A 24,738-nucleotide genomic window follows, 5' to 3' on the forward strand; every position below is an offset into this window, starting at 1 on the left:
CTTTATAAACAAAAAAATCCCGGAAGGTTCACACCCTCCGGGGTCTTTTTTATATCAGCTTTGCCCCCGCATGGGGCAGGCTGTCGGCTCCAAGGCTTTGCAGCTGCTGCGGCAGGGCGGCAAGGTCGCCGCCGGTGTAATACCACGCAGCGGCAAACGCGGCCAGTGCCAGAATCAGCAGAAAAATCAGGGCATTCCGCACCCTGTGCCGTTTGCGCGGCGCTGCTGTCGGTGCATCCGGCTCCGGCTTGTCCGGCAGGCGCTGCGCCGTCAGGGCATCTGCCGGGATGGCCCTGCCATACTTCTGCCAGATCGTTCCCGCCGCCTGCGGCAGACCGGAAGCCGCCCGGCGGATCATATCCAGCAGCCACAAAGCAGGCGTATCTGCATTGGCCACCGTGCGCACCCAGCAGCCTTTCCGGCTGCCCAGAAACAGCACCGTGTCCTCGGCGCGCTCCAGACACCCGGCTGCAAAGTCTGCACCCACAAGGCGCTGCGCTGCCCGCACACGGGTAAGCTTTGCCGGCACCGGCCCGCCCTTGACCCGGCAGACCTTCGCGCTCAGCTTTTCCCGCACCTTTGCATCGGCATAGCTCATGGCTCCAAAATCAAACACTTTTTCTGCGCCGGCCACCGTTTCCATCCGGGCTTCCAGCAGAGTGCCTGCATCGGCATCGCAGCACACCAGCAGCCTGCGGTGCGTTTCCAGCGCCTGCACCGCTGCATGAACAAGGGTCATCTCCCCTTCTCCGTACAGCTCTGCCGCAAAGCGGTCTGCCAGCGCTTTCCGTGCCTTGCTCAATGCCGCGGGCGTTTCTGCCTGCAGCGCAGCCAGTGTTTCTGCACCGCGGCTGCGGCACTGGGCAGCAAGTCCTGTCTGCTGCACTGCCTGTTGTACTGCCCACAGCGGCGCGCCAAACAACCGCAGCACACAGGTGGTCTGCGTTTTTTCTTCGTGTATCAACTGCTTCACCCCCGCGGCCCGGGGCCGCTCGTATTAACCCTTGAGGAAGGTGCTGTCCAGTGCCGTCAGAGCCGCAGCATCATGCCGGGCGCTTTTTGCCAGTGCCTGTGTATCTGCAGGAACTTTGCCCTGAGCCAGACGCAGCGCCAGTTCCAGTGCCGCCTGTGCCGCGCGGGCACGCACCAGCGCACGGTCGGGGCGGGAGACGAAGAGCTTTTTTACATAGACGGTCTCACCGCAGGCCGCACCCAAATACACCGTGCCCACCGGGCGGACGGCATCGCCGCCGTTGGGGCCGGCCAGGCCGGTGACGCTGACAGCGATATCGGCCCCGGCAGCTTCGGCTGCGCCCAGTGCCATCTGTGCCGCCACAGGGGCAGACACCACATTGTATTTTGCAATGACTGCCGGTTCCACGCCCACCATTTTTGCCTTGGCCTGCTCCCAGTAGGTAACAAAGCCGAAGCCGAACACCTCACTTGCACCGGACACATTGGTCAGCCGCTGGGCGATCATGCCGCCTGTGCAGCTTTCTGCCGTGGCAATGGTGAGCCCCTTTTTCTTCAGGGTGTGCACCAGAGTCTCTTCCAGACCGGTCACATCCTCATCATACACCGCATCACCCAGCAGATCATAGAACTTTGTGGCGTATGCGCGGCACATTTTTTCGGCTGAACTGTCGGTTTCTGCCCGGGCAGTAATGCGGATCTCGCACTCGCCGGTCTTGCAGTAGATTGCGGCGGTGGGATTTGCGTTTTCCAGCAGATGCCGCACACGGTATTCGATATCGCTTTCGCCGCCCAGCACCCGCAGCGTGATGGAATGCAGGGTGCAGTTCTGGCGGGCCAGCAGCAGCGGGCGCACACTCTCCTCCCACATGGCCTTCATTTCGTGAGGCACGCCGGGCATCAGCACGGCACAGTGGCCATCCTGCTCGAACCATGCCCCAGGGGCAGTGCCGTGGTTATTGATGATCTTGTGGCCGTTCACCGGCACCATGGCCTGCTTGCGGTTGTTTGGGGTCGTCTTGCGCCCGGTACGAGTGAAGAAATCCACAATCTTCTGCCATTCTTCCGGGTCAAAAGCCAGCGTGTCGCCGTAGCATCCAGCAACCGTCTCCTTGGTCAGGTCATCCGCCGTGGGGCCAAGGCCGCCGGTGAACACCAGCAGGTCGCACCGCTGTTTTGCCTCGTTGACGAAATCCGCCAAACGGTCGTGGTTGTCGCCGATGGTGCTCTCGCGCTGAACTGTAATGCCCAGTGCCGCCAGCTCACGGCTCAGATACTGGGCGTTGGTGTTGAGAATGTTGCCGAGCAGCAGCTCGGTGCCCACACTGATGATCTCTGCTGTCATGGCTTTCACCCCTCAAATTCGACCTGATCGGTGATACGGATGCGGATGCGCTCGGCGCTCTCTGCGGCTTCGGCTTCCAGCGCGGCAAGGCCGGGCATGGCGGCTTCGGCTTCCAGAATTTCTTCCAGCTCCGGGCGGATCTTCGGGTGCGGCGGGGTGAAGATGGTGCAGCAGTCCTCGTAGGGCAGGATGCTGGTCTCAAAGGTGTTGATGTGGCGTGCCGTCTCCACGATCTCGGTCTTGTCCATGCCGATGAGCGGGCGCAGGATGGGCAGATCCTGCGCAGCATCGGTGCACTGCAGGGCCTTGACGGTCTGGCTGGCTACCTGAGCCAGACTCTCGCCGGTAACAAGGGCTTCGCAGCCCTGCTTCTTGGCAATAACGTTGGCAATGCGCATCATGCTGCGGCGCATCAGCACCGTGAACAGCACATCCGGAGCATTATCCCGGATGTACTCCTGCGGCTTGGTGTAGGGCACGACGAACAGATTGGAGCTGCCCGTATAGATGCTGGTGAGCTGCGCCAGAGCCTTCACCTTGAGCTTTGCGCGCTCCGAAGTGTACGGCGGAGACGCAAAGTGGATGTGGTCCAGTGCCAGACCGCGCTTTGCCATGCGGTAAGCTGCCACGGGACTGTCGATGCCGCCAGACAGCATGTTCAATGCACGGCCGCTGGTGCCCACGGGCAGACCGCCCTCACCGGGTACTTTCGGGCCGTGGATGTAGGCACCGTAATCACGAATTTCTACGATCACCTTGAAATCCGGGTTATGCACATCCACCTTGAGGTAGTTGTGTTTGCCCAGCAGATAGGCACCCAGCTCCCGCATCAATTCAGGGCTGGTCATGGGGTAGGTCTTGTCGGAGCGGCGGGCTTCCACCTTGAAGGTACGGATGCCGTGCAGACTGGCACCGAGGTAGTCCTCGGCAGTCTGGCAGATGGTGTCAAAGTCCTTGTCGCAGACCACGGCGCGGCTGAGCGCCGCAAGGCCGAACACCTTGCTCACCCGGTCAAAGGCGAGGTCCATATCCACGTCTTCTTCCTCAGGCTCCATGTAAAAGGTGGACTGGGTGCAGTAGACCTTGAACTTGCCCACGGTCTTGAGCCGGTAGCGCAGAATTTTCATCATCGCCGACTCGAACTGGTTGCGGTTGAGGCCTTTCAGGGACATTTCACCCTGATAGCCCATAATGATTTCATGCATAAATGTTGTATCTCCTGATCGTAGGATTTGTTTTTTTCACTTTCTGATCTTCTGCAAATGCTTCATACCGTCCTCAAAGCGGTTGAGGAAAGCATCCACATCCTCCGGGGTGTTGTCGCCGCAGAAGGACACGCGGATGGCCGTGTCGATGGCAAGCGGGTCTTTGCCCATGGCTGCCAGCGTGTGGCTGGGCTGGCCGCGGCCGCAGGCACTTGCCGAGGAAACATACACCTGTGCTTCGGCCAGCCATGCCAGCATGGTCTCGCTCTTGATGCAGTTCTCACTGAAGTTCAGCACCTCGGGCACCGCGTTCTCCGGGCTGTTGAGCTCTACCTCCGGGAAAGCTTTCAGGCCGTCCCGCAGACGCTGGTTCAGAGCCTTCATAGCGGTGTCACGGCTCTTCATGGTCTTGGCAAGACGGGTGGCGGCTGCGGCAAGACCCATGGCGTAGGGCAGGTTTTCGGTGCCGGGGCGCAGGCCGCGCTCCTGCTCACCGCCGAGGTACGGTGGCCGGAACGCCTGCACCAGACGGTCAGAAAGATACAGCGCGCCAATGCCCTTGGGAGCGTGGATCTTGTGGCCGCTCACCGACAGGGTGTCGATGTTCGTCAGCTTGATGGGCACACGCATCCACGCCTGCACCGCGTCCACATGGACGATGGTGCGGCTGTTGCGGCGCTTGACCTCGGCGGCAAGGCGCTCCACATCGTTGCGGGTGCCCACTTCGTTGTTCACCATCATGCAGGCCACAAGGATGGTGTTCTTGTCCACATGCTCCAGCATTTCGTTGATATCCAATGTGCCGTCCGGGCGGGGCTTGACCACCGTGACATTGTAGCCCTGCTTCGCCAGCTCTTCCAGCGGGCGCTGGACGCTTGGGTGCTCAAAGCCGGACACCACGATGCCCTTGCCGAAAGTGCGGGTGCGCACCGCGCCCAGCAGGGCCAGATTGTTGCTCTCGCTGCCGCAGGAGGTAAAGTACAGCTCCTTTGGCTTGCAGCCCAGTGTACGGGCCACAGCGGCACGGGCAGCGTTCAGCGCTTCCTCGCTGCGGGCACCGGGGCCGTACAGGCTGGACGGGTTTGCCCAGTGTTCCCGCATGGCCTTGTCGATTACATCCGCCACCTCGGGAGCAACCATCGTGGTGGCGGCGTTATCCAGATAATGCAATTCAGGGTTTTGCAGCATAAAAGGGATTCCTGCTTTCTAAATTTTCATAGTAAACCATGATAAGTATACCACAACAGGCTGTAGAACGCAAAATATTTGACGCTGTTTTTCCTTGACAAACACCCCGGCATTGTGCTATCTTTACTGCATAGAGACCGTATCTCTGCTGACGGAACCTTGTGGAGCACCACAGTGCAGGGATGGCGGGAGAGTCAATGCCGACCGTCTGGGCAGCCTTGCGCAATTGCTGCGCAAAGCTGCCTTTTTTGTTGTCGGAAGTTGTTTTTATAAGCAGGGTGCGTTGAATGGCGGGATTTTTTGCCCGCAGACAAGGCGATTTTTCGCAGCAATCCTGACGGATTGCAAGGGAAAGCAACGCAGGATGCGAGCAAAAAGGCCGTTCAGGCGGCGTGCAATGCTTGTAAAAACGACTTCCAAAGGAGGATGTCTGATGAAAACCGATATCGAGATCGCACAGGAAGCCAAAATGAGACCCATCACCGAGATCGCCGCCCAGCTGGGCCTTTCCGATGAGCACGTGATCCCCTATGGCCGCTACAAGGCCAAGATCGATCACCGCCTGATCCACGATGCCAAAAAGCAGGGCAAGCTGATCCTTGTCACTGCCATCAGCCCCACCCCGGCGGGCGAGGGCAAGACCACCACCAGCGTGGGTCTGGCCGATGCCATGAACGCTCTGGGCAAAAAGACCATGCTCTGCCTGCGTGAGCCGTCCCTCGGCCCCGTATTCGGCATCAAGGGCGGCGCAGCCGGCGGCGGCTACGCACAGGTGGTGCCCATGGAGGATATCAACCTGCACTTTACCGGTGACCTGCACGCCATCGGCACAGCCAACAACCTGCTGGCTGCCATGATCGATAACAGCATCCAGCAGGGCAACCCGCTGAACATCGACCCCCGCCGCATCACATGGAGGCGCTGCATGGACATGAACGACCGCCAGCTGCGGTTCATCGTGGACGGTCTGGGCGGCAAGGTGAACGGCACCCCCCGCGAGGACGGCTTTGATATCACCGTTGCCAGCGAGGTGATGGCAATTTTCTGCCTTGCCACCAGCATTTCCGATCTGAAGGAGCGTCTTTCAAAGATCGTATGCGCCTACACCTACGACGGCAAGCCCGTCACTGCCGGTGAGATCGGTGCTGCCGGTGCCATGACCGCCCTGCTGAAGGACGCGCTGGACCCGAACCTTGTACAGACGCTGGAAAACAACCCCGCCATCATCCACGGCGGTCCCTTTGCCAACATCGCCCACGGCTGCAACAGCGTGCTGGCTACCAAGCTGAGCCTTTCTCTGGCCGACTATACCATCACCGAAGCAGGCTTTGGTGCCGATCTGGGCGCAGAGAAGTTTTTGGATATCAAGTGCCGCTACGCCGGTATCGCTCCCTCTGCCTGCGTGCTGGTGGCCACTGTGCGTGCCCTCAAGAGCCACGGCGGCGTGGCAAAGGCCGACCTGAGCCAGCCCAACCTCGAAGCCGTCAAGGCCGGTGCATCCAACCTCATCCGCCACATCGACAACCTGAAAAATGGCTTCGGCCTGCCGGTGGTGGTCGCCATCAATGCCTTCCCCACCGATACCGCCGAAGAGCAGGCCTACGTGGAGCAGGTGTGCGCCGAGCAGGGTGTTCCCTGCGTGCTGAGCGAGGTATTCGCCAAGGGCGGCGAGGGCGGCAAGGCGCTGGCCGAGAAGGTGCTGGAGGTGCTGGAGGATCGTCCCATCCAGTACACCTACCCGCTGGAAATGCCCCTGAAGGACAAGATCAACGCCATCGCCACCAAAATTTACCGGGCCGACGGTGTGAACTACAGCGCCGCCGCCAGCAAGACACTGGCCGAGCTGACTGAGATGGGTTACGGGAACCTGCCCGTGTGCATCGCCAAGACCCAGTACAGCTTCAGCGACAATGCCAAGCTCACCGGTGCCCCCACCGGCTTTACCATGGAGGTGCGCGAGGTGCGCCTTGCTGCCGGTGCCGGCTTTGTGGTGGTCATCTGCGGTAATATCATGACCATGCCGGGCCTGCCCAAAAAGCCCGCCGCTGTGAGCATCGATGTGGATGCCGACGGCAAGATCACCGGCCTGTTCTAAGTTTCAAGTAAAAAATAAGAGGTTCGCTCAGTGAACGAACCTCTTATTTTTTATCCTTCTGTGTGGCTGCACAGATAATCCGTCCATGCGGCATACCCGGCGGGTCTCAGATGGTAGCCGTCCGGCTGGGCGTAGCTTTCGATCAGGTCGCCGTTTTCATCTGCCAGCACTTCCCACAGGTTGAGAAAATAGCAGTTCTTTTCCAGCGCAATGGCTGCCAGCTCATTGTTGATCTGGCACAGGCGGTCGCGGTTCAAGCCCTCATGTCCGGACTTCTGGCATACTTCCGGCCGCACCGGCGTGATGGACTGCACATAGATCTTTGCATTTGGCAGTGTCTGGCTCAGCATGTCCAGCATCAGCCGGTAATAGGTCAGAAAGCTGCTATAATCGGTATCGCGGCCCAGCACGTTGGTGCCCAGCAGAACATAAATAGCTCTGGGCTGCTGGGCGGTCAACGCTTCCAGCGGCACCTCAGCCACGCCGTCGGCGCGCTTGCAGGTGGTGCCGTTGACGATCACGTTCGGCCCAACACCCTTGTACGCACAGAACATGGCGTTCTGCATTCCTTCTTCGTACAGCTGCATGCCCTGCGTCAGGCTGTCGCCCACAAAGCTCACGTCATTGAACCATTCCTTGCCCACAGCCGTGCTGCTCTTTGGCAGCGCCGCCATACGGAAATCCAGCGCAGTGGCCGCGCTGTCTGCAAGCGTCTGCACCGTGAGCTGCCGCGCCACCGCGTAGGAGGCCGTGTTCCAAGTATTATCCTGTGTTACCTCCTGCAGGATGGTGTTCTGCCCAACGCCGGAGGGCCGCTGTTCCCGGTGCAGGCTCTTCCACAACATCCCGATGGCTCCCACCAGCAAAAGCAGCAGCAGCAGAGCTGCCGCCATGAACCGCCTGCGCCAGCGTTTGCGCAGCACGCGCCGCCGGTATTCCTGATAGTCTGCCATGCTGTCTCCCTCACTTTTCTGCCCGGGCTATGCTGCGGGCTTTCTCGTTCATAGTATACCATATCTGTGCATTCCGGCAAGACCCGTTTTCTGCTAGAGTGCCTAAAATTGCAGATTCTTTTGCACGCAGGCATGCCATTGTGTGCAAAAAGCCCGCCTTCTATCGGGTCAAAAGCTTGCATCCTGTACCATAGATGTGTTATACTGAACTGAACTACTATTGATAGGGAGGCTTTCACGATGGCATTTACTCCAAAACTGACTTATAAAGGCAAGCCCCTCGTCCGCAAGGACAATGAGCTGTACTACGGCAATATGACCGACCCATATGTGCTCTATCTGCAGATCATGACCACCAAGCCTGTGGGCGACCAGCAGGTTGCAGACAAGGTCCACCTGATGCTGCTCTCTACCGACACCACCAAGGCTCCGCAGGAGCGCGTGATGCGTCAGACCACCAAGATCGGCCTGTACAACGCTTTGGACATCGGCAGCATCTGGCTGCAGAAGGCAAACGCACAGTAAACAAAAAAGACCGCTGCACCGGAGTGCAGCGGTCTTTTTTGCTTATTCTTCGGTCACCTCAAAGTCGAGGGGTTTGCCGCAGTTCGGGCACTTGGGTGCGCCGTCCAGCAGTTCGTCTTCCTCAAACACGGCGGTGGTGCCACAGTCCGGGCAGGTCACTTCGTACTGCACGGGGCCATCCTCGGCATCCTCTTCGCCGTCCCCTTCCAGAGCGACCTCAAAGGTCACGCCGCAGTGCGCGCAGTTGGCTTCGCCTGCATCCAGATCATCCTCGCTGACGTAAACGGTCTCGCCGCAGTTGGGGCAGGCCACTTCATAGAACGGCTCGCTGGCGATGTCATCATCCTTGGCATCGTCGTCGCCATCGGTGTCCTCATCCTCAGCGTCCTCGCTTTCGCCGTCTTCGTCCTCCTCCTCGTACAGATCTGCTTCCAGATCTTCCAGCTCATCGCTCAGGTCGTTGATCTGGTCGTAGGCGCGGGAAAGATCTTCGTCCACGCTCTCGATGACCTCAGCCATTTCACCCAGCAGTGCGCTCATGGCCTTGATGATCTTGCCCTCTTTGGTGGTATCATCAATGCCCAGACCATCGACCAGACCCTGCAGATAAGCTGCCTTTTTGTTCAGTTCCATACGAATGCCCTCCTTAAAATAAGAAAAATCGGAGTTTTAAAAAACCGGGCAGACGGTTGCCCGCAGCCCGGTTTGGCGTTAAAGGGATTAGACGCGCTCCATATACTCGCCGGTGCGGGTATCGATGCGGATGTGGTCGCCCTCGTTGATGAACAGAGGCACACGAATCTCAGCACCGGTCTCGACGGTAGCGGGCTTCAGGGTGTTGGTGGCAGTGTTGCCCTTGACACCCGGCTCGGTCTGGGTAACTTCCAGCTCGATGAAGTTGGGGATCTCGACGCTGAACACCTTGCCCTTGTAGCTCAGCAGCTTACACAGCTCGTTCTCCTTGCAGAACTTGAAGTTATCGGGCACATCGGCTGCGTTGACGGGGATGTCATCGTAGGTCTCGTTGTCCATGAAGTGGTACAGATCGCCATCCTCGTAGCTATAGGTCACGTCCTTGCGCTCGATGAAAGCCTGCGGGAACTTTGCGGTCGGGTTGTAGCTGGTCTCAACCACAGAGCCGGTGATTACGTTCTTGGTCTTGGTACGGACAAAGGCAGCGCCCTTGCCGGGCTTCACGTGCTGGAACTCAACGACCTGAAGAACCTGGCCGTCCTGCTCAAAGGTCACGCCATTGCGAAACTCGCCTGCAGAAATCATAGGAATTCCTCCATTAGTTTAATCTCAAATGCTTAACGCATATCTCTATTTATTTTACCCAATCCGTTTGCATTTGGCAAGGGGTTTCGGCAAAAAAGACGATAAAAACACAAAATTTTTTACGTTTTGCACGCTGCATGGTACATCTGCTGCATAGCCCCGGCATCCTCAGCCTGCGTGCCTGCGCTCTCGCAGATGATGACCGGCTGCAGCTTCCGCTCAGCCAGCAGTTCCATCAGCGGCTGCGGCTCAGGGCCGAACTGGGTCTCGGCAAAGGTCCAGTGGCGCTTTTCGCCGCCCGCCGAATACTCGATGCGGGAAAAATGTACATGGAACCGTTCTGCCCGTTGGTCCCCCAGCTTTTCTGCCATGCGGTCAAGGATGGCAGCGTAGTCCTCTTTTGAGCGGATGCCGCCCAGAGTGCGGGCATTCAGGTGGCCGAAGTCGATGCAGGGCGTAATGCGCTTATCCACGCTGCACAGCGCCAGCACCTCGTCCAGTGTGCCCAGCTGGCCGATCTTGCCCATGGTTTCCGGGCAGAGAGTCATATCGGCAAAGCCTGCTTCGTCCAGCGCTTCCACGGCACGGCGCATGGTATCCAGCGCTTTTTCAAGGGCCGCTTCCCGGCTCTGCTTGCCGCAGCTGCCGGAGTGGAAGATGATGCGTCTGCCACCCAGCGCCTTGCACACCGCCGCACTTTGCAGCAGATACTGGATGCTGTTGAGCCGCTTTTCCTCTTCCAGACTGGACATGCTGATATAATACGGTGCATGCACGCTGAACAGGATATCCTTTGGCCCGGCCAGTGCGGCCATTTTTGCAGCCTTGTCCAGCCCCAGACGCACGCCGCGCCCGCACTGGTACTCGAAGGCGTTCAGTCCCATCTTTGCGGTGTACTCCGGCACATCCAAGCTGCTTTTGTAGCCTTGGGCGGCAAAGCTGTCGCTGGTGCCTGCGGTGCCGAACCGGATCTTCCAATCGCTCACAGGGTCTTGCCTCCCCGGTCATAGTATTTCTGCCAGTGTTTTTTCTCCCACTTACGCTTGAGAATGACCTGCGCACCGAGGTCCGGGCCGCGGGGCACCACCATCAGGCCCGGAATGCCGTACAGCGCTGCCGCCATGCGGTCGGCATAGAGCTGGTCGCCCACCATCGCCATCTGACGACGCTTCACGCCCATGCGGTGCTGCGCCGCCATCAGAGCAAAGGGCAGCGGCTTTGCGGAGCGGTACAGACACGCAAGGCCCAGCTTCTGGGCAAAGGGCCGCACCCGCTTTTCCGCACCGTTGGACACGATGGTGAGCCTGACACCCGCCTTGCGCATAGTGTCCAGCCACACGGCCACTTCTTCCGGCAGCTCCTGACTGCGGTCGGCGGTGAGGGTGTTATCGATATCCAGCACCAGCGCAGTGATGCCTTTTTCCGCCAGCCATTCCGGCATGATGTGGGTGACATCCTTGAAAACGTATTCGGGGGTGATGAGCATAGTATTTCTCCCTGCAATGAAAATAGGGGAACCTGCAATACAGGCTCCCCTACATCGGCGTTAGCAACGCGTATGAAATCTAAAGCAACAGCGACTTCAAGTGATCAATTACTTGAACTTGCGCTTGCGGGCTGCTTCGGACTTCTTCTTGCGCTTGACAGACGGCTTCTCGTAAGCCTCGCGCTTACGGACCTCTGCGAGCACACCGCTGCGAGCGGTGCTGCGCTTGAAGCGACGCAGTGCGCTTTCCAGCGACTCGCCCTCTTTAACACGAATTTCCGACATCTTATTCCCTCCCTTGGACCGTGAGGCAGGAATTTCGTTGTTACATGGTAACTAACAGTAGACAGTATAGCGCATTTTCTCCGGTTCGTCAACCTTTTTTTGAAAGTTTTTTGCGCAAAATCTTTGAAAAGATTTTGAATAAACGTTCCCGGGTGTTTTATGCGCCAGTCCGCCTCTGCGGGTAGTTGTATATCCAGCCTTTCGGCAGGGTATCGGTTGGTTTAGCCCTTGACAGCCAGATTGACCAGACGGCCCTTGACGTAGATCTCCTTGACCAGCTGCTTGCCTTCCAGAGCGGCAGCAACAGCGGGGTCAGCCTTGGCGGCGGCGATAGCGGCAGCAGCGTCAATGTCGGCAGCCACCTTCAGGCGGGCCTTCACCTTGCCGTTCACCTGCACAGCGATCTCCACTGTGCTTTCCACGCACTTGGCCTCTTCGTACTTGGGCCAGGGGTAGTAAGCCAGCTGCTCATCGTGGCTGTGGCCCAGCTTCTCCCACAGCTCTTCGGTCATGTGGGGAGCAAACGGGTTCAGCAGCTGAACAACGGTCTCCAGCTCGGCCTTGGTCGCGCCGCCGTTGTCGTACAGGGCATTCACCAGCGTCATGAGCTGGGCAATGGCGGTGTTCATCTTCAGGGTCTCGATGTCAGCGCCCACCTTCTTGATGGTCTGGTGCATCAGGGTCTCGACCTGCGGACGATAGCCCTCGCCCTCCACCAGCTTGTCGGACAGTGCCCACACGCGGTCCAGGAAGCGGTTGCAGCCTGCAATGGCAGAGGTCTGCCACGGTGCAGCCTGCTCAAAGTCGCCCATGAACATCTCGTACAGACGCATGGTGTCGGCACCGTACTGGTCCACCACCTCGTCCGGATTGATGACGTTGCCCAGAGACTTGGACATCTTCACGATGGGGTGGCGTGCCATTTCGCCGTACTTTTCTTCCAGAGCCTTTTCAGCGGCCTTCTGGCTGCCGTACTCCTTCAGCAGCTTATCCTGCTCCTCAGCGGGCAGGTTGACAAAGCTGTGGGGGTTCAGGCCCAGGATCATGCCGTGAGCGGTGCGCTTCTGGTAGGGTTCCGGAGAAGGCACAGCGCCGATATCATACAGGAACTTATGCCAGAAACGGCTGTACAGCAGATGCAGGGTGGTGTGCTCCATGCCGCCGTTGTACCAGTCCACCGGAGACCAGTATTCCAGAGCTTCCTTGGAAGCAATGGCATCCTTGCAGTGGGGGTCCATGTAGCGCAGGAAGTACCAGGAAGAACCGGCCCACTGGGGCATGGTATCGGTCTCACGGGTAGCGGGGCCGCCGCAGCAGGGGCAGGTGGTCTTGACCCAGTCCTTGTGGCGGGCCAGCGGAGATTCTCCGTCCGGACCCGGCTCAAAATCGGTGATGTCCGGCAGGGTCAGGGGCAGGCTGCTCTCGGGCAGGGGCTGCCAGCCGCACTTTTCACACTTGACCATGGGGATGGGCTCGCCCCAGTAACGCTGACGGCTGAACACCCAGTCGCGCAGCTTGTAGTTGACCTTATCGCAGCCCTTGCCGTTTGCCTCCAGCCAGTCGATCATCTTTTTCTTTGCATCGGTGACGGACAGGCCGTTCAGGAAGCCGGAGTTGACCAGCGTGCCGGTGGCCACATCGGTAAAAGCGGCTTCGTCCAGATTAGAGGGGGTATTGCCCTTGACCACCTCGATGATGGGCAGGCCGAACTTCTTGGCAAACTCCCAGTCGCGGGTATCGTGGGCGGGCACAGCCATGATGGCACCGGTGCCATAGGTGGACAGAACGTAATCCGAAATAAAGATGGGGATCTCGGTATCATTGACCGGGTTGATGCCCATGACGCCTTCCAGCTTGACGCCGGTCTTTTCCTTGTTCAGCTCGCTGCGCTCAAAGTCGCTCTTGCGGGCTGCCTCGGCCTGATAGGCCTTGACGGCATCGGCATTCTTGAGGATGCCCTTGTCCAGCCATTCCTTGACCACGGCATGCTCCGGGGAGACGACCATGTAGGTGGCACCAAACAGGGTGTCACAGCGGGTGGTGTACACGGTCAGGGTATCGCCTGCGGTGGTGCCGAAGTTGACCTCTGCGCCGTGGCTGCGGCCGATCCAGTTCTTCTGCTGGGTGGCAACGCGCTCAATGTAATCCAGACCGTCCAGACCATCGATCAGCTTATCGGCATAAGCGGTGATCTTGAGCATCCACTGGCTCTTGACGCGGTGAACGACCTCGCTGCCGCAGCGCTCGCACACGCCGTTGACAACTTCCTCGTTGGCCAGCACGCACTTACAGCCGGTGCACCAGTTGACGTTCATTTCCTTCTTGTAAGCCAGACCATGCTTATACAGCTGCAGGAAGATCCACTGGGTCCACTTATAATACTCCGGATCGGTGGTGTTGATCTCGCGGTCCCAGTCAAAGGAGAAGCCCAGAGCCTTCAGCTGGCTGCGGAAGTGATCCACATTGTTCTTGGTAACAATGGCCGGGTGGATGTGGTTCTTCATGGCAAAGTTCTCAGTGGGCAGGCCAAAAGCGTCCCAACCCATGGGATACAGCACATTGTAGCCGTTCTGACGGCGCTTGCGGCTGACCACGTCCAGCGCGGTGTAGCTGCGGGGATGGCCTACATGCAGGCCGGCACCCGACGGATACGGGAACTCGACCAGTGCATAGAACTTGGGTTTTTTGTGGTCGATCTCGACATGGAAGGTCTTTTCGTCCTCCCACACCTTCTGCCACTTGGCTTCAACAGCCTTGTAATCGTACTTCATGTTTGTAATCAGCTCCAGACTTTACTTTTGCATATACCGTAATTGGAATGATTTATGCTACAGGCTGCCTGCCGCAAAAGGCAGGGCCGTTCTGCCTTATTCGACAGTGCTATCCGGGGTAAGGTACTCGGAAATATCAATGGGTTCGCCGTCTGCCCACAGGTGCTCCAGATCGTAGTAGGTGCGGGTGTTGGGCACGAATACGTGCACGATGACGTTGGAATAATCCAGCAGCACCCAGTTCTTGGAATCGTAGCCCTCCGTGCTGTAGGGCTCCAGACCCTTCTGGGAAAGCTCGTACTCCACCTCGTCGGCCAGAGCAGCCACCTGCGTGGTGGAAGTGCCGGAGGCAATGACAAAGTAATCGGTGAGCACGGTCAGGCTTTCCACCTTGAGCACGCGCACATCGTGGGCCTTTTTCTTATCCAGGATCTTTGCGATCTCAATGGCAAGCGCCTTGCTGTCGTTGAAGTTCTCCATATGTTTTTCCTTTCTGTCAGTTTCAGTTTGCGGAGCCTGCGGCCTGACCGTCGGTGGTAACAGCGCCATCAAGGTCTGTATCGCCGCTCAGGATGGCATCGTCCGACTCCTTATCGATGCGGCCCATATACTGCACGTTGGCATCGGTGGATGCACTGCCGTGGGGCCACTCGTCGGTGACAAGGTTCATTTCGCTCACATCAATGGGGCCGGTGTAGGTGCAGAAATACTGGTTGAGCAGGTTTGCAATGGAACCCGCATCCGGCACCACGCAGGAGTAACCGGCAAAGGTGTCGGTCTTGCCCACGTTGGGCACGCCCATGAACACCGGTGTCTGCGCCAGAATGATGTTGGAGCTGTCGAGCTTGAGGAAAGACACCACCAGCTTTGCAATGGTGGAAATGTCCATATCCGTCTTGATATAGTTCTTGAACACCAGCGGCAGCTGGTTCAGGATATCGGTGACACCCATGGCGCGGGCACGCTTGAACAGGCCGGCATAGAAATAGCGCTGCATGTTCAGGCGGTCGATATCGGAATTGGCGTAGCCGTCGCCGTGGCGGCAGCGCACAAAGAACTCTGCCGATGCACCGTCCAGATTGCGGTAGCCCTTGAGCAGTTTGCTGCCGCCGTAGGACATATCGTGGGGGATATACACCTCAATGCCGCCAAAGTTATCCACCATATCCACCAGTGCCTGCATGTCCACCGTCACATAGTAATCGATGGGCAGCCGGAACTGATCGTAGATGACATCGGCCAGAGCGGCGATGCTGCCGCCATTGGAGATCGCCACCGAGTTGATCTGATAATTCGTGGCGGCGTAGGTCTTGCCATTGGACAGGGTGATTTTTTTGTTTTTGGTGGTGACAAGGCTGTTGCGGGGGATCTGCAGCATCCGCAGTGCACCGTTCTTGATGTCGAACTGCACGTACAGGATCATATCGGTCATGCCATCATTGGAAGTGGGGTCGTTGGAATAACTGCGTCCCTCTTCATAGTCGATGCCGCAGACCAGAATGTTCACCACATCGCCCTTGTATTCCTCGGCTGTCTTGACCTCTTCCTCAATGGTAGGGGTGCTGTCGTCCGGGCGGATGCTGTCCTCCACCTTGTTTACAAGGCTGACTCCGTACACCACCACACCGGAGATCACCGCGATGATGGCCATGACCACTGCAAAAGGCAGCCAGAGGGGCATTTTCTTTTTCTTTTTGCGGCGGCGCGGCGGCTCCTGCCCTGCTCCCTGTGCCGGGCGGCGCGGCGGCTCATTGTGTGCACCGCCTGTGCTCTGCTTTGCATCCGTGCTGGACGCAGCGTGGCGCGGTGCGGCTGCTGCCGGATCCGGCCGGTTCAGAGAACGCGAAGTATTGATATGGCGTGGCGTCTGGCTCATGCTTTTTTGTATCCTCCAGATTTTCGCGGTCCTGCAAAAAAATGTTCCTGCAGACCTGTCATGCTCTTAAGTATAGCATTATCCGACGAAATCTGCAATCCGTTTTCTGTTTCCGCTTGTTTCAGAGCAGCTGTGCTCTCACCGTTCATTCTTCCCGCTGCGGGCCAGGATATCCTCATAGGCCGCCTTGGACATCGGGTCCAGAGGTTTTCCCTGCGAGAGCACGAAATCGTTGGTCTGCTTCAGCGCGGCCAGCATGGCGGCATCTAGATTCTTTTTTTCCAGCTTGCGCAGCTTTTCCACTCCGGGCCAGTCCCGCTCCGCGCTGGTCATATCGGCCAGATACAAAATTTTGTCAAGCCGGGTCATGCCGGGTTTGCCCGCCGTGTGGCAGGCAATAGCGCTAAGCACCGCTTCGTCGGTCACACCCCACTGGGTGCGGGCCAGAATGGCGGCGCACACGCCGTGCCACACCGGGGCCGGGCGCTCTTCGCCGCCCTCTGCATACTGGGGGTAAGCGCGCAGGATCTCGCGCATCTCATCCTTGCTGATCTCCTTGGCCGAGTCGTGCAGCAGGGCTGCCAACGCGGCCCGCTCCTCGTCCTCACCGTAGATCTTTGCCAGCTTGACGGCCGTTTTTTTCACATTCAAGGTATGCTCATAGCGCTTATCGCTCAAGCGGCCGCGCACAAGCTCCTTTGCCTGTTTGAGGTTCATTGGCTGATACTTCCTTTTTGTAGAGTTTCTCCCGGCGGATAACCGCCCGCACCGCCTCCGGCAGCTCAGCTTCACACCCTTCGCCTGCAGCCAGACGGGTACGGATGTCGCTGCTGGCCATGGGCAGCGCCTGTACCGGTGCAAACAGGATGCGTGCCCCGGTGGGGTCCAGCCGGAGAGCCTTTGCGTGCAGCTCGGGGTCGTCGCCCACATGGCGGCTGGTGACCACCAGATGGGCAAGGCGCAGGATATCCTGCCAGCGGTGCCAGCCGTCAAAGCTCAGCAGCATATCACTGCCAATGGCAAGGTACAGCTGTGCCCCGGGGTAGTCCCGGGCCAGCTTTTCCACCGTGAGCACCGTGTAATTGTGGTTCCCGGCTTTGGCCTGAGCTACCTCCCACCCGCTGACTTCCAGCTGCGGGATGGCATCCATTCCCTCTTCCAGTGCATGGAAGCAGCTGCACATTTCCAGCCGTAGCGCACCCGGGGCCGAAGTGTGCTGCTTGAACGGTGAAAGCCCGGCCGGCATCACCACCACCTTGTCCGGGCGGACACGGTCGGCGGCAGCGCGCAGATTGTTCAGGTGGCCGTTGTGGGGCGGGTCAAATGTACCGCCGTAGAGAAGAACTTTCATTTTTACTTCAGCAGGTCGGCGTAAGCGCTGTCCTTTTTCTTCTGCAGGTACAGTACGAACTTGGAGCCGATCACCTGCACGCAGTCGGCACCAGTGGCCTCAGCCAGCTTGACCGAAGCTTCACGGGCATTGTACATGCTGCTTTCCAGCACCTTGAGCTTGATGAGCTCACGGGCATCCAGACAGTCCTTCACGCCCTGGATCATGGTCTCGTCGATCTCGCCCTTACCCACGATGAAAACGGGGTCCATGGTGTTTGCCTTGCCGCGCAGAATGGCGCGCTGTTTGCTTGTCAGCATAGTTTTTCTCCTTTATTTTGAGGTTGATATTTCGATAAAGAAACGATTTAGAATTGTCTCCGCTTGCGGTGAGAAACTCCTTCAGTCAAAGCCTTGCGGCTTTGCCAGCTCCCTCAAAGAGGGAGCCTTTGGCAGAAACGAAACGCTTGCCGGACTGCCAAAGGCCCCATCTCCGAGGGGGCTGTCTGCGAAGCAGACTGGGGGAGTTCATTCTGCCAGAAATCCCGGCAGCTGCTGTTCCAGCATTGCCAGCGCGTTGCCGCGGTGGCTGATGGCATCCTTTTCGTCTGGGGTCAGCTGGGCATAGCTGCGTCCCTCGGTGTTGGGGCGCTTATCGTGCTTTCCCACGCCGCAGTCGGCGGGGATGAACAGCGGGTCGTAGCCAAAGCCGTAGTCCCCGCACAGCCGCTCAAAGGCGATGCTGCCCGGGCACTCGCCCATGCAGGTCAGATGCCGTCCATCCGGCAGGATGAAGCACACCGCGGACACGAACTTTGCACCCCGCTGCCCGGCAGGCACAGCCTGCATGGCATCCAGAAGCTTATCGTTGTTGGCTTCGTCGTCGCCGTGGCGGCCGCAGTAGCGGGCGCTGTACACGCCGGGCGCACCGCCCAGCGCATCCACGCACAGGCCGGAGTCATCGGCGATGGTGGGCAGACCACATGCCTTGCAGATGGTCTCGGCCTTGATGAGGGCGTTCTCGGCAAAGGTGGTGCCGGTCTCCTCCGGCTCGATGGTGATGCCCAGCTGCTTCTGGCTGACCACCTCGTGGCCCTGCGCTTCCAGAATGCGGCGCAGTTCGCGGAGCTTTCCGGCGTTGCCGGTGGCTGCACAAATTTTCATGCTGCGACCCTCCTTAGTGCTTCCACTGGCGCGGGAGCAGCTCTTCCACAAAGCCCTCCGGGGTAAAGGGCAGCAGGTCGTCGATGCCCTCGCCCACGCCGATGAAGCGCACCGGCAGGCCCAGACGCTGCTTGACCGCTACCACGCAGCCGCCCTTGGCGGTGCCGTCCAGCTTGGTCAGGATGATGCCGGTAGCATCTGCAGCCTTGCAGAATTCCTTGGCCTGACTGATGGCGTTCTGGCCGGTGATGGCATCCAGCACCAGCAGCGTTTCAAGGCTGGCTTCCGGGCTGGCCTTCTTGACGCTGCGGCTGATCTTGGAAAGCTCTGCCATCAGGTTTGCCTTGTTGTGCAGACGGCCTGCAGTGTCGGCAATGACCATGTCATAACCGCGTGCGGTGGCAGACTTTACGGTGTCGAAAATGACAGCCGCCGGGTCTGCGCCCTCGCCTGCGCTCACAATGGGCACACCGGCGCGGTCGGCCCAGATCTCCAGCTGTTCGCTGGCTGCGGCACGGAAGGTATCGCCTGCGGCCAGCATCACCTTTTTGCCCTCGCGGGTGTAGTGATCGGCCAGCTTTGCAATGCTGGTGGTCTTGCCCACGCCGTTCACGCCAATGACCAGAATGACGGCCGGCTTGCCGGAAAGATCCATCTCGGCATCCGGTGTCATTTCCTCGGCAATGATGTCGCGCAGGGCATCCGCCGCCTCTTCGCCGGTCTTCAGGCCCTTTTCGTGCACACGGTCGCGCAGCTTGTCCACCAGACGCACGGCCACCTCGCCGCCCACATCCGCAAGGATGAGCTGCTCTTCCAGATCATCGTACATATCATCGTCGATGACGCTGCCGGTGAGGGTGTTGAGGATATTGCCCCAGAAACCGGTGCGGGTCTTTTCCAGACCCGTTTTCATTTTTTCCTGTTCTTTTTCTTTGTTTTTCTTGCCAAATCCGAAGAACCCCATGGTGTCCTCCTATCTTTTTCTTTAATATATATCAGGAAACCAGCGTTGCGTCAACCTGTTCCAGATCAAGCTTGAGCAGCTTGGACACGCCGTCCTCCTGCATGGTAACGCCGTAAAGCACATTCGCGGCTTCCATTGTGCCGCGGCGGTGGGTGATCACGATGAACTGGGTCTTGTCGCTCACCCGGCGTAAGTACTGGGCAAAACGCACCACGTTGGCATCGTCCAGAGCGGCTTCGATCTCGTCCAGAATACAGAACGGGGCCGGGTTGACCGCCAGAATGGCAAAGTAGATGCTGATGGCCACCAGCGCCTGCTCGCCGCCGGAAAGCGCTTCCAGATTTTTGATCACCTTGCCCGGCGGTGCCACCCGGATGCCGATGCCGCAGGAGAGCACATCGCTTTCATCCTCCAGCACAAGGCTGGCTTCGCCGCCGCCGAACAGCTCGGTAAATACGCGGCCAAAGTTTTCGTTGATGGCGCGGAAGCTGTCGGAGAAGATTTCCCGCATCTGTGTCGAAAGCCTGGAGATCATGCGGGTCAGCTCATTGCGGCTTTCCTCCACATCGGTCACCTGATGCATCAGGGCATCGTAGCGGGCCTTGACCTCCTTGTATTCCTCGATGGCGCTCACATTCACGCTGCCAAGAGCGCGAATTTTGCCGCGCAGGTCGGCCACCTGTGCACGCAGGGCCGTCAGGCTTTCAAACTCCACGCAAAGGTTCTCTGCCTGACTGACTGAGAGCTGGTATTCATCCCACAGCTTTGCCACGGTCTGGTCGTACTCGGTCTCGGCAGCGGCCTTGCGCTCTGCAAGGCGGGCCATCTCGCGCCCCATTTCCTCGCGGCTGTCGGAGGAAGTGCGCGCCCGGCTCAGTGCCGCTGTTTCAGCCTGCTGGCGTTCCAGCCGCCGTTCGGTAGCTTCGCGGATTGCCTTTTCTTTTTGGGCGATCTCGGTCTGGCTGTCGGACTTTGCCTGCCGGATGGCCGCAATTTCTGCCCGGCAGCTCTCGCTGCGCTGTGCCAGTGCCGCAAGGCTTTCTTCCAGCGTGGCGCGGCGGGCAGCGGCATCCTGTGCCCGCTGTTGCAGCGCTGCGATCTGGCTGTAGGCCAGCTCTGCATCCTTCTGGCGGGTCACCTGTTCCAGCCGCTTTGCGCTGAGCTTTTGGCTCAGTTCGGTCTGCTGGGCCACAAAGTTGTCGTCACCTTCGGCAATTCGGTTCATCTCCGCCGTCAGCAGGTCGATCTTTGCCGTCAACTGGGCCTGCAGGCTGGCAGCTTCCTCTGCTTTGCCACGGCTCTCTGTCAAGGCCGCCTGCAAAGCGTCGATCTGCTGCTGGCCGTTGCTGCGGGCCGTTTCCAGCTGGGCGGCAGCAGCTTCCAGCCGCTTCTGCTCTGCCTCAGCACGCACCCTGTCGTTGGCTGCGGTGATCTGCTCACTGGCCGTGGCGGTCAGCTCCGCCTGCAAAGCGTCCACCTGCTCCTTGCACTGGTCGGTCTTTTCCTGTGCAGCAAGGCAGTCTTTTTGTAACCTGGCCGCTTTCACCCGCAGCTCTTCCATCTCCTGCTTGCGGGTGAACAGGCCTGCGCTGCGCTGGACGCTGCCGCCGGTAAAGCTGCCGCCTGCATTGATCACCTGACCATCCATGGTCACGACCTTGCTGCGAAAGCCGTTGTCCCGCGCCACGCGAGAAGCTTCGTTGATGTCGTCCACCACGATGATGCGGCCCAAAAGATTGGATACGATGTTCTCATACCGGCGGTCGGCCTGCACCAGACTGGAGGCAAGCCGTGCCGTACCGGAGAGTCGGCCACGGAACACGCCGGGCTGGACGGTATCCAGCGGCAGGAAGGTGGCGCGGCCTGCATTGTCATTGCGCAGCAGGGCAATGGCCGCTTTGGCAGCGGCTTCGTTCTCTACCACGATGTTCTGCAGCGCACCGCCCAGAGCCGTTTCCACAGCCACTTCACAGCCCGGCTCCACCTTTAAGATGGCGGACACCGGCCCGATGATGCCCCGCAGGCGGCGTGCACCGGCAGCACGCATGACGGCCTTGACCGAGTTTTGGTAGCCGTCCATGTTCTTTTCCAGTTCCCGCAGCACGGAAAGGCGCTGGCGGGCCGCATCCAGCTCACGGCCAAGGCACTGCTCTGCTGCGTCGGCATCGTCCAGCGCAGCCTTGCGGCCTTTCAGCTTAAGTTCCACGCCGGAACGGACATTCGTCAGCTGCTTCTCGTTTTCTTCCAGCATCCGGCGATACTTGATGGTGTCGTCCAGATCCTGCTTTGCTTCGTCCCGCTGGGCGGTGCTTTCCTGCACGCTCTGCTCAAGGGCAGGCAGGCGCTGGCGGGCTGTTTCCCCGGCAGCTTCGGCAGCGGCCTGCGCCACCTGTGCTTCGGTGCGCCGGGCTGTCAGGCCGGCAAGTTCTGCTTTCAGGGTATCCTTGCGGGCACCACTGGCACTGCTGGCATCGGTCAGACGTGCGATCTCCGCGTTCAACGCCTCGATCTCTGCCGCCAGCTTTTCGCCCTCCGCTTCCATGGTCTTTGCCACGGCCCGGTGACGCTGCAAGGCGGCCTGTGCCTCGGTGCTGTCCTGTTCCCCGGCGCTGATTTCTTCCTGCAGGGATGCGGCGCTCTCCTCGTTGCGGAGGATGTCGTTTTCCAGCACAGCGATACGGCTTTCCGACCCGCTGATCTGCTCGGTGATGCTGCGGATATCCCCATTCAGGCGCTCAACAGCAACCGTCAGCTGCTGTGCCTGCATCCGGATCTCCTCAGCCTCCTGCTCGGCGGCTTTCGTCTCCCGGTCAAAGCGCTCGTAGTCGGCCTGTGCTGTCTCGTAGTCCCGCACCTGCTGGCGCACGGCTTCGCGCGCGCGGTGCACACCGTCGGTCCACAGGGTCACTTCCAGCGTTTTGCGCTGTGCGGCCAACTCGAGGAACTTTTCTGCCTTGGCGCTCTCTTTTTCCAGCGGGCCTACCCGGCTTTCCAGCTCGCCAAGGATGTCCCGCAGACGTTCAAGGTTTTCGCCCGCCGCAGCAAGGCGGTGTTCTGCCTCGGTCTTGCGGTAGCGGTACTTGGCAATGCCGCAGGCTTCCTCAAAGATCTCGCGGCGCTCACTGCTTTTTGCGGCCACGATCTCCGCAATGCGGCCCTGCCCGATCACCGAGTAGCCGTCGCGGCCAATGCCGGTATCCAGCAAAAGTTCGTACACATCCTTCAACCGGCACACCTGCCCGTTGATGGTATACTCGCTGTCGCCGGAGCGGTAATATTTGCGGCCAATGGTCACTTCGTCCGCGTCCAGATCAAAGGTGTGGTCTGCGTTATCCAGCGTCAGCCGCACCTGCGCAAAGCCCATGGCTCCGCGCCGCCGGGTGCCGCCGAAGATCACGTCCTCCATCTTGCCCGCCGCGCGCAGCTGGCGGGAGCTGGTCTCGCCCAGCACCCAGCGCACTGCGTCCGAAAGGTTCGACTTGCCGGAGCCGTTGGGACCCACCACGCCGGTAACGCCTGCGTCGAACCGAATTTTGACTTTATCGGGAAAGCTCTTGAAGCCCTGGATCTCCAGTTCCTTGAATACCATTTACTTTTCCTTTATCACGCCCAGCAGCTTGAGCGCTTCTTTGGCGGCGCACTGCTCAGCGGCCTTTTTGCTGCGGCCTTCGCCACGGGCCACGCGGTCAGAGTTGAACCGCACAGCCACCACGAAATGCTTGTCGTGATCTGGGCCGGACTCGCTTTCTACTACATAGCTCAACCGCTCTTCCGGGTTCTGCTGCACGATCTCCTGCAGGCGGGTCTTGTAGTCGGCCTCGGCGTGCTTGCCCTCGGTGATAAAGGGCAGGATGAAGCTGCGGGCCACATCCATGCCGCCATCCAGATACAAAGCCGCGATCAGCGCTTCAAACGCATCGGACACAACGCTGGGGCGGTTGCGTCCGCCGCAGCGCTCTTCGCCGCGGCCAAGGCGCAGGTATTCGCCCAGATCGATCTCCTGCGCGAACTGGAACAGGGCCCCCTCGCTGACAAGGCTGGCGCGGATGCGGGTCAGGTCGCCCTCCGGCCGGTCGGCATAGGCATGGAACAGATAATCTGCCGAGACGATCTGCAGCACGCTGTCGCCCAGAAATTCCAGCCGCTCGTTGTGTTTGACCGGGGTGCGGCTCTCGTTGGCATAGCTGGTATGGGTGAGCGCGATCTCCAGCAGCTCCGGGTTTTTGAACTTATAACCAATAATTGTTTCCAACTGATGGCTCATGGTCGTTTTTACTCCCTTTTATTCCTCAGTTTTCTGTGCCGCAGCCAGCTCATCCAGCGCAGACTGCATGGTGCCGCACAGATCGTTCTCCACGCAGATCTTTGCCTGACGGATGGCGTTCTTGATGCCCTTGGCCTTGGAAGAGCCGTGGGCCTTGATGACCGGCTGCCTTGCACCCAGGAAAGGTGCGCCGCCGTACTCCTCGCTGTCCATCTGGTGCTTCAGGTCTGCTACGCTGCCCTTGAGCAGCAGATAGGCCAGCTTGCCGCCGAGGTTTGCGAGGAACATTTGTTTCAGCATGCCCAGCAGCATTTTCGCCACGCCCTCGGTCAGCTTGAGGATCACATTGCCGGTGAAGCCATCGCACACCACCACGTCCACCTCGCCACCCGGCACATCGCGGGGCTCGATGTTGCCCACAAAGCGGACGCCGGGGGTGGTCTTGAGCAGCTGGTGTGCTTCCTTGAGCATGGGGGTGCCCTTGCTCTCCTCCGCACCGTTGTTGGCCAGCGCCACGCTGGGGCTGCAGCGGCCTTCCACCTTGTTCACATAGCAGCTGCCCATGACAGCGAACGCCGCCAGCATCTCGGGGCGGCACTCCACATTGGCACCACAGTCCAGCAGCAGATAAGCCTGCTTTTTGGCGGGCACCATGGTAGCCAGAGCCGGGCGCTTGACACCCTTGAGGGTGCGCACGATGAGACTTGCGCCCACATGCAGCGCACCGGTGCTGCCGGCGGAAACAAAGGCATCGCCCTTGCCGTCTTTCAGCATGTTCAAGCCCACCACGATGGAGGAATCCTTCTTCTGGCGGATGGCGCGGGCAGGCTCATCGCACATGTCGATGACCTCGGTGCAGTTCACCAGCTCAATGCCGTCCAGCGGGATGCTGTTTTCCTGTGCGGTTCTGCGCACCAGAGCTTCGTCGCCCACACCGACGACGGTGATGCCGTACTCTTTCACGGCCTGTGCGGCACCCTCCAGCACAGCCAGAGGGGCGTTGTCGCCGCCCATCATATCCACGATAATCTTCATAGC

At 59.5% G+C, this 24,738-nt stretch carries 23 protein-coding genes and 1 riboswitch; of the genes, 2 read left to right on the forward strand and 21 right to left on the reverse strand.

The genetic code is table 11. From position 1 onward, the window contains the following. Window positions 1-49: 49 nt before the first annotated feature. The 4 genes from DXA66_RS01155 to DXA66_RS01170 are packed head-to-tail and all read right to left on the reverse strand — an operon-like array spanning window position 50 to window position 4,710. Window positions 50-964, reverse strand: a complete 915-nt coding sequence (locus DXA66_RS01155) for a hypothetical protein (RefSeq protein ID WP_118526292.1) — start codon at window positions 962-964, stop codon at window positions 50-52. Between the two features lie 33 nt (window positions 965-997). Next, window positions 998-2,317: a competence/damage-inducible protein A gene (locus DXA66_RS01160; RefSeq protein WP_118526294.1), complete on the reverse strand. Its 1,320-nt coding sequence runs from the start codon at window positions 2,315-2,317 to the stop codon at window positions 998-1,000. 5 nt (window positions 2,318-2,322) lie between these two features. Continuing rightward, entirely contained in the window at window positions 2,323-3,522 is a 1,200-nt protein-coding gene (thiI, locus tag DXA66_RS01165; RefSeq protein ID WP_097776560.1) for a tRNA uracil 4-sulfurtransferase ThiI, read from the reverse strand. Window positions 3,523-3,558: 36 nt separating this feature from the next. Next, a complete protein-coding gene (locus DXA66_RS01170; protein WP_118526296.1) occupies window positions 3,559-4,710 on the reverse strand; it encodes a cysteine desulfurase family protein in 1,152 nt (383 codons plus the stop codon). A gap of 134 nt (window positions 4,711-4,844) precedes the next feature. Next, window positions 4,845-4,931: riboswitch (ZMP/ZTP riboswitch) on the forward strand. Window positions 4,932-5,143: 212 nt separating this feature from the next. On the opposite strand from DXA66_RS01170, the gene DXA66_RS01175 reads away from it, so the two are divergent. Beyond that, entirely contained in the window at window positions 5,144-6,805 is a 1,662-nt protein-coding gene (locus DXA66_RS01175) for a formate--tetrahydrofolate ligase (protein ID WP_118526298.1), read from the forward strand. Between the two features lie 50 nt (window positions 6,806-6,855). Here the strand turns inward: DXA66_RS01175 and DXA66_RS01180 are convergent, their stop codons facing one another. Then, window positions 6,856-7,758 carry a GDSL-type esterase/lipase family protein gene (locus DXA66_RS01180; protein ID WP_118526300.1) on the reverse strand — a complete coding sequence of 301 codons (903 nt, stop codon included), beginning with the start codon at window positions 7,756-7,758 and terminating at the stop codon, window positions 6,856-6,858. Between the two features lie 240 nt (window positions 7,759-7,998). Here DXA66_RS01180 and DXA66_RS01185 point away from each other — a divergent pair, with 240 nt between their 5' ends. Then, window positions 7,999-8,283, forward strand: a complete 285-nt coding sequence (locus tag DXA66_RS01185) for a hypothetical protein (protein ID WP_118526302.1) — start codon at window positions 7,999-8,001, stop codon at window positions 8,281-8,283. A 42-nt stretch (window positions 8,284-8,325) separates the two neighbouring features. Here the strand turns inward: DXA66_RS01185 and DXA66_RS01190 are convergent, their stop codons facing one another. From DXA66_RS01190 to plsX, 16 genes are all read right to left on the reverse strand, one after another. Continuing rightward, window positions 8,326-8,916 (reverse strand): CD1247 N-terminal domain-containing protein, encoded by a 591-nt coding sequence (locus DXA66_RS01190; protein WP_118526304.1) that lies wholly within the window; start codon window positions 8,914-8,916, stop codon window positions 8,326-8,328. Window positions 8,917-9,003: 87 nt separating this feature from the next. Further along, on the reverse strand, window positions 9,004-9,561 hold the full coding sequence (gene efp, locus DXA66_RS01195; protein WP_005928281.1) for an elongation factor P: 558 nt from the start codon (window positions 9,559-9,561) through the stop codon (window positions 9,004-9,006). Window positions 9,562-9,680: 119 nt separating this feature from the next. Continuing rightward, window positions 9,681-10,547 (reverse strand): TIM barrel protein, encoded by an 867-nt coding sequence (locus DXA66_RS01200; protein WP_118526306.1) that lies wholly within the window; start codon window positions 10,545-10,547, stop codon window positions 9,681-9,683. Next, complete coding sequence (locus DXA66_RS01205) at window positions 10,544-11,047, reverse strand: YqeG family HAD IIIA-type phosphatase (protein WP_118526308.1); 504 nt, start codon at window positions 11,045-11,047, stop codon at window positions 10,544-10,546. Before DXA66_RS01205 ends, DXA66_RS01200 begins: the two co-directional genes overlap by 4 nt. Window positions 11,048-11,155: 108 nt before the next feature. After that, window positions 11,156-11,332: a 30S ribosomal protein S21 gene (gene rpsU / locus DXA66_RS01210; RefSeq protein ID WP_005928271.1), complete on the reverse strand. Its 177-nt coding sequence runs from the start codon at window positions 11,330-11,332 to the stop codon at window positions 11,156-11,158. Window positions 11,333-11,553: 221 nt separating this feature from the next. Continuing rightward, on the reverse strand, window positions 11,554-14,103 hold the full coding sequence (leuS, locus tag DXA66_RS01215) for a leucine--tRNA ligase (RefSeq protein ID WP_118526310.1): 2,550 nt from the start codon (window positions 14,101-14,103) through the stop codon (window positions 11,554-11,556). 96 nt (window positions 14,104-14,199) lie between these two features. Beyond that, the gene (rsfS, locus tag DXA66_RS01220) at window positions 14,200-14,583 is read right to left on the reverse strand and encodes a ribosome silencing factor (protein ID WP_118526312.1); all 384 of its coding nucleotides are present in this window, start codon (window positions 14,581-14,583) and stop codon (window positions 14,200-14,202) included. 22 nt (window positions 14,584-14,605) lie between these two features. After that, the gene (locus DXA66_RS01225; RefSeq protein WP_243089007.1) at window positions 14,606-15,979 is read right to left on the reverse strand and encodes an LCP family protein; all 1,374 of its coding nucleotides are present in this window, start codon (window positions 15,977-15,979) and stop codon (window positions 14,606-14,608) included. Window positions 15,980-16,117: 138 nt separating this feature from the next. Beyond that, complete coding sequence (yqeK, locus tag DXA66_RS01230) at window positions 16,118-16,696, reverse strand: bis(5'-nucleosyl)-tetraphosphatase (symmetrical) YqeK (RefSeq protein WP_118526314.1); 579 nt, start codon at window positions 16,694-16,696, stop codon at window positions 16,118-16,120. Beyond that, window positions 16,647-17,330, reverse strand: coding sequence for a nicotinate (nicotinamide) nucleotide adenylyltransferase (gene nadD, locus DXA66_RS01235; RefSeq protein ID WP_118526316.1), 684 nt, complete (start codon window positions 17,328-17,330; stop codon window positions 16,647-16,649). The genes yqeK and nadD overlap by 50 nt, the downstream gene beginning before the upstream one ends. 2 nt (window positions 17,331-17,332) lie before the next feature. Continuing rightward, window positions 17,333-17,629, reverse strand: coding sequence for a YhbY family RNA-binding protein (locus DXA66_RS01240; RefSeq protein WP_005932885.1), 297 nt, complete (start codon window positions 17,627-17,629; stop codon window positions 17,333-17,335). 207 nt (window positions 17,630-17,836) lie between these two features. Beyond that, window positions 17,837-18,472, reverse strand: a complete 636-nt coding sequence (gene rdgB / locus DXA66_RS01245; protein WP_118526318.1) for an RdgB/HAM1 family non-canonical purine NTP pyrophosphatase — start codon at window positions 18,470-18,472, stop codon at window positions 17,837-17,839. A 13-nt stretch (window positions 18,473-18,485) separates the two neighbouring features. Beyond that, window positions 18,486-19,436 (reverse strand): signal recognition particle-docking protein FtsY, encoded by a 951-nt coding sequence (gene ftsY / locus DXA66_RS01250; protein ID WP_005944371.1) that lies wholly within the window; start codon window positions 19,434-19,436, stop codon window positions 18,486-18,488. Between the two features lie 31 nt (window positions 19,437-19,467). Beyond that, entirely contained in the window at window positions 19,468-23,025 is a 3,558-nt protein-coding gene (gene smc / locus DXA66_RS01255; RefSeq protein WP_118526320.1) for a chromosome segregation protein SMC, read from the reverse strand. Further along, window positions 23,026-23,700, reverse strand: coding sequence for a ribonuclease III (rnc, locus tag DXA66_RS01260; protein WP_097776548.1), 675 nt, complete (start codon window positions 23,698-23,700; stop codon window positions 23,026-23,028). Between the two features lie 18 nt (window positions 23,701-23,718). After that, a complete protein-coding gene (gene plsX / locus DXA66_RS01265; RefSeq protein ID WP_097776547.1) occupies window positions 23,719-24,735 on the reverse strand; it encodes a phosphate acyltransferase PlsX in 1,017 nt (338 codons plus the stop codon). Window positions 24,736-24,738: the final 3 nt, after the last annotated feature.

Origin of the sequence: Faecalibacterium sp. OF03-6AC (assembly GCF_003478175.1) — a bacterium.
GTDB lineage: Bacteria > Bacillota > Clostridia > Oscillospirales > Ruminococcaceae > Faecalibacterium > Faecalibacterium taiwanense.

What these genes read in the sequence shown, in the direction of transcription:
- yqeK (WP_118526314.1), bottom strand. Translation starts at nt 16,696, where the DNA reads ATGAACCTCAAACAGGCAAAGGAGCTTGTGCGCGGCCGCTTGAGCGAT.
- DXA66_RS01170 (WP_118526296.1), bottom strand. Translation starts at nt 4,710, where the DNA reads ATGCTGCAAAACCCTGAATTGCATTATCTGGATAACGCCGCCACCACG.
- rnc (WP_097776548.1), bottom strand. Translation starts at nt 23,700, where the DNA reads ATGAGCCATCAGTTGGAAACAATTATTGGTTATAAGTTCAAAAACCCG.
- smc (WP_118526320.1), bottom strand. Translation starts at nt 23,025, where the DNA reads ATGGTATTCAAGGAACTGGAGATCCAGGGCTTCAAGAGCTTTCCCGAT.
- DXA66_RS01225 (WP_243089007.1), bottom strand. Translation starts at nt 15,979, where the DNA reads ATGAGCCAGACGCCACGCCATATCAATACTTCGCGTTCTCTGAACCGG.
- rpsU (WP_005928271.1), bottom strand. Translation starts at nt 11,332, where the DNA reads ATGTCGGAAATTCGTGTTAAAGAGGGCGAGTCGCTGGAAAGCGCACTG.
- DXA66_RS01175 (WP_118526298.1), top strand. Translation starts at nt 5,144, where the DNA reads ATGAAAACCGATATCGAGATCGCACAGGAAGCCAAAATGAGACCCATC.
- DXA66_RS01160 (WP_118526294.1), bottom strand. Translation starts at nt 2,317, where the DNA reads ATGACAGCAGAGATCATCAGTGTGGGCACCGAGCTGCTGCTCGGCAAC.
- thiI (WP_097776560.1), bottom strand. Translation starts at nt 3,522, where the DNA reads ATGCATGAAATCATTATGGGCTATCAGGGTGAAATGTCCCTGAAAGGC.
- DXA66_RS01180 (WP_118526300.1), bottom strand. Translation starts at nt 7,758, where the DNA reads ATGGCAGACTATCAGGAATACCGGCGGCGCGTGCTGCGCAAACGCTGG.
- efp (WP_005928281.1), bottom strand. Translation starts at nt 9,561, where the DNA reads ATGATTTCTGCAGGCGAGTTTCGCAATGGCGTGACCTTTGAGCAGGAC.
- DXA66_RS01205 (WP_118526308.1), bottom strand. Translation starts at nt 11,047, where the DNA reads ATGCTCATCACCCCCGAATACGTTTTCAAGGATGTCACCCACATCATG.
- DXA66_RS01190 (WP_118526304.1), bottom strand. Translation starts at nt 8,916, where the DNA reads ATGGAACTGAACAAAAAGGCAGCTTATCTGCAGGGTCTGGTCGATGGT.
- DXA66_RS01240 (WP_005932885.1), bottom strand. Translation starts at nt 17,629, where the DNA reads ATGCTGACAAGCAAACAGCGCGCCATTCTGCGCGGCAAGGCAAACACC.
- plsX (WP_097776547.1), bottom strand. Translation starts at nt 24,735, where the DNA reads ATGAAGATTATCGTGGATATGATGGGCGGCGACAACGCCCCTCTGGCT.
- leuS (WP_118526310.1), bottom strand. Translation starts at nt 14,103, where the DNA reads ATGAAGTACGATTACAAGGCTGTTGAAGCCAAGTGGCAGAAGGTGTGG.
- rsfS (WP_118526312.1), bottom strand. Translation starts at nt 14,583, where the DNA reads ATGGAGAACTTCAACGACAGCAAGGCGCTTGCCATTGAGATCGCAAAG.
- ftsY (WP_005944371.1), bottom strand. Translation starts at nt 19,436, where the DNA reads ATGGGGTTCTTCGGATTTGGCAAGAAAAACAAAGAAAAAGAACAGGAA.
- nadD (WP_118526316.1), bottom strand. Translation starts at nt 17,330, where the DNA reads ATGAAAGTTCTTCTCTACGGCGGTACATTTGACCCGCCCCACAACGGC.
- rdgB (WP_118526318.1), bottom strand. Translation starts at nt 18,472, where the DNA reads ATGAAAATTTGTGCAGCCACCGGCAACGCCGGAAAGCTCCGCGAACTG.
- DXA66_RS01185 (WP_118526302.1), top strand. Translation starts at nt 7,999, where the DNA reads ATGGCATTTACTCCAAAACTGACTTATAAAGGCAAGCCCCTCGTCCGC.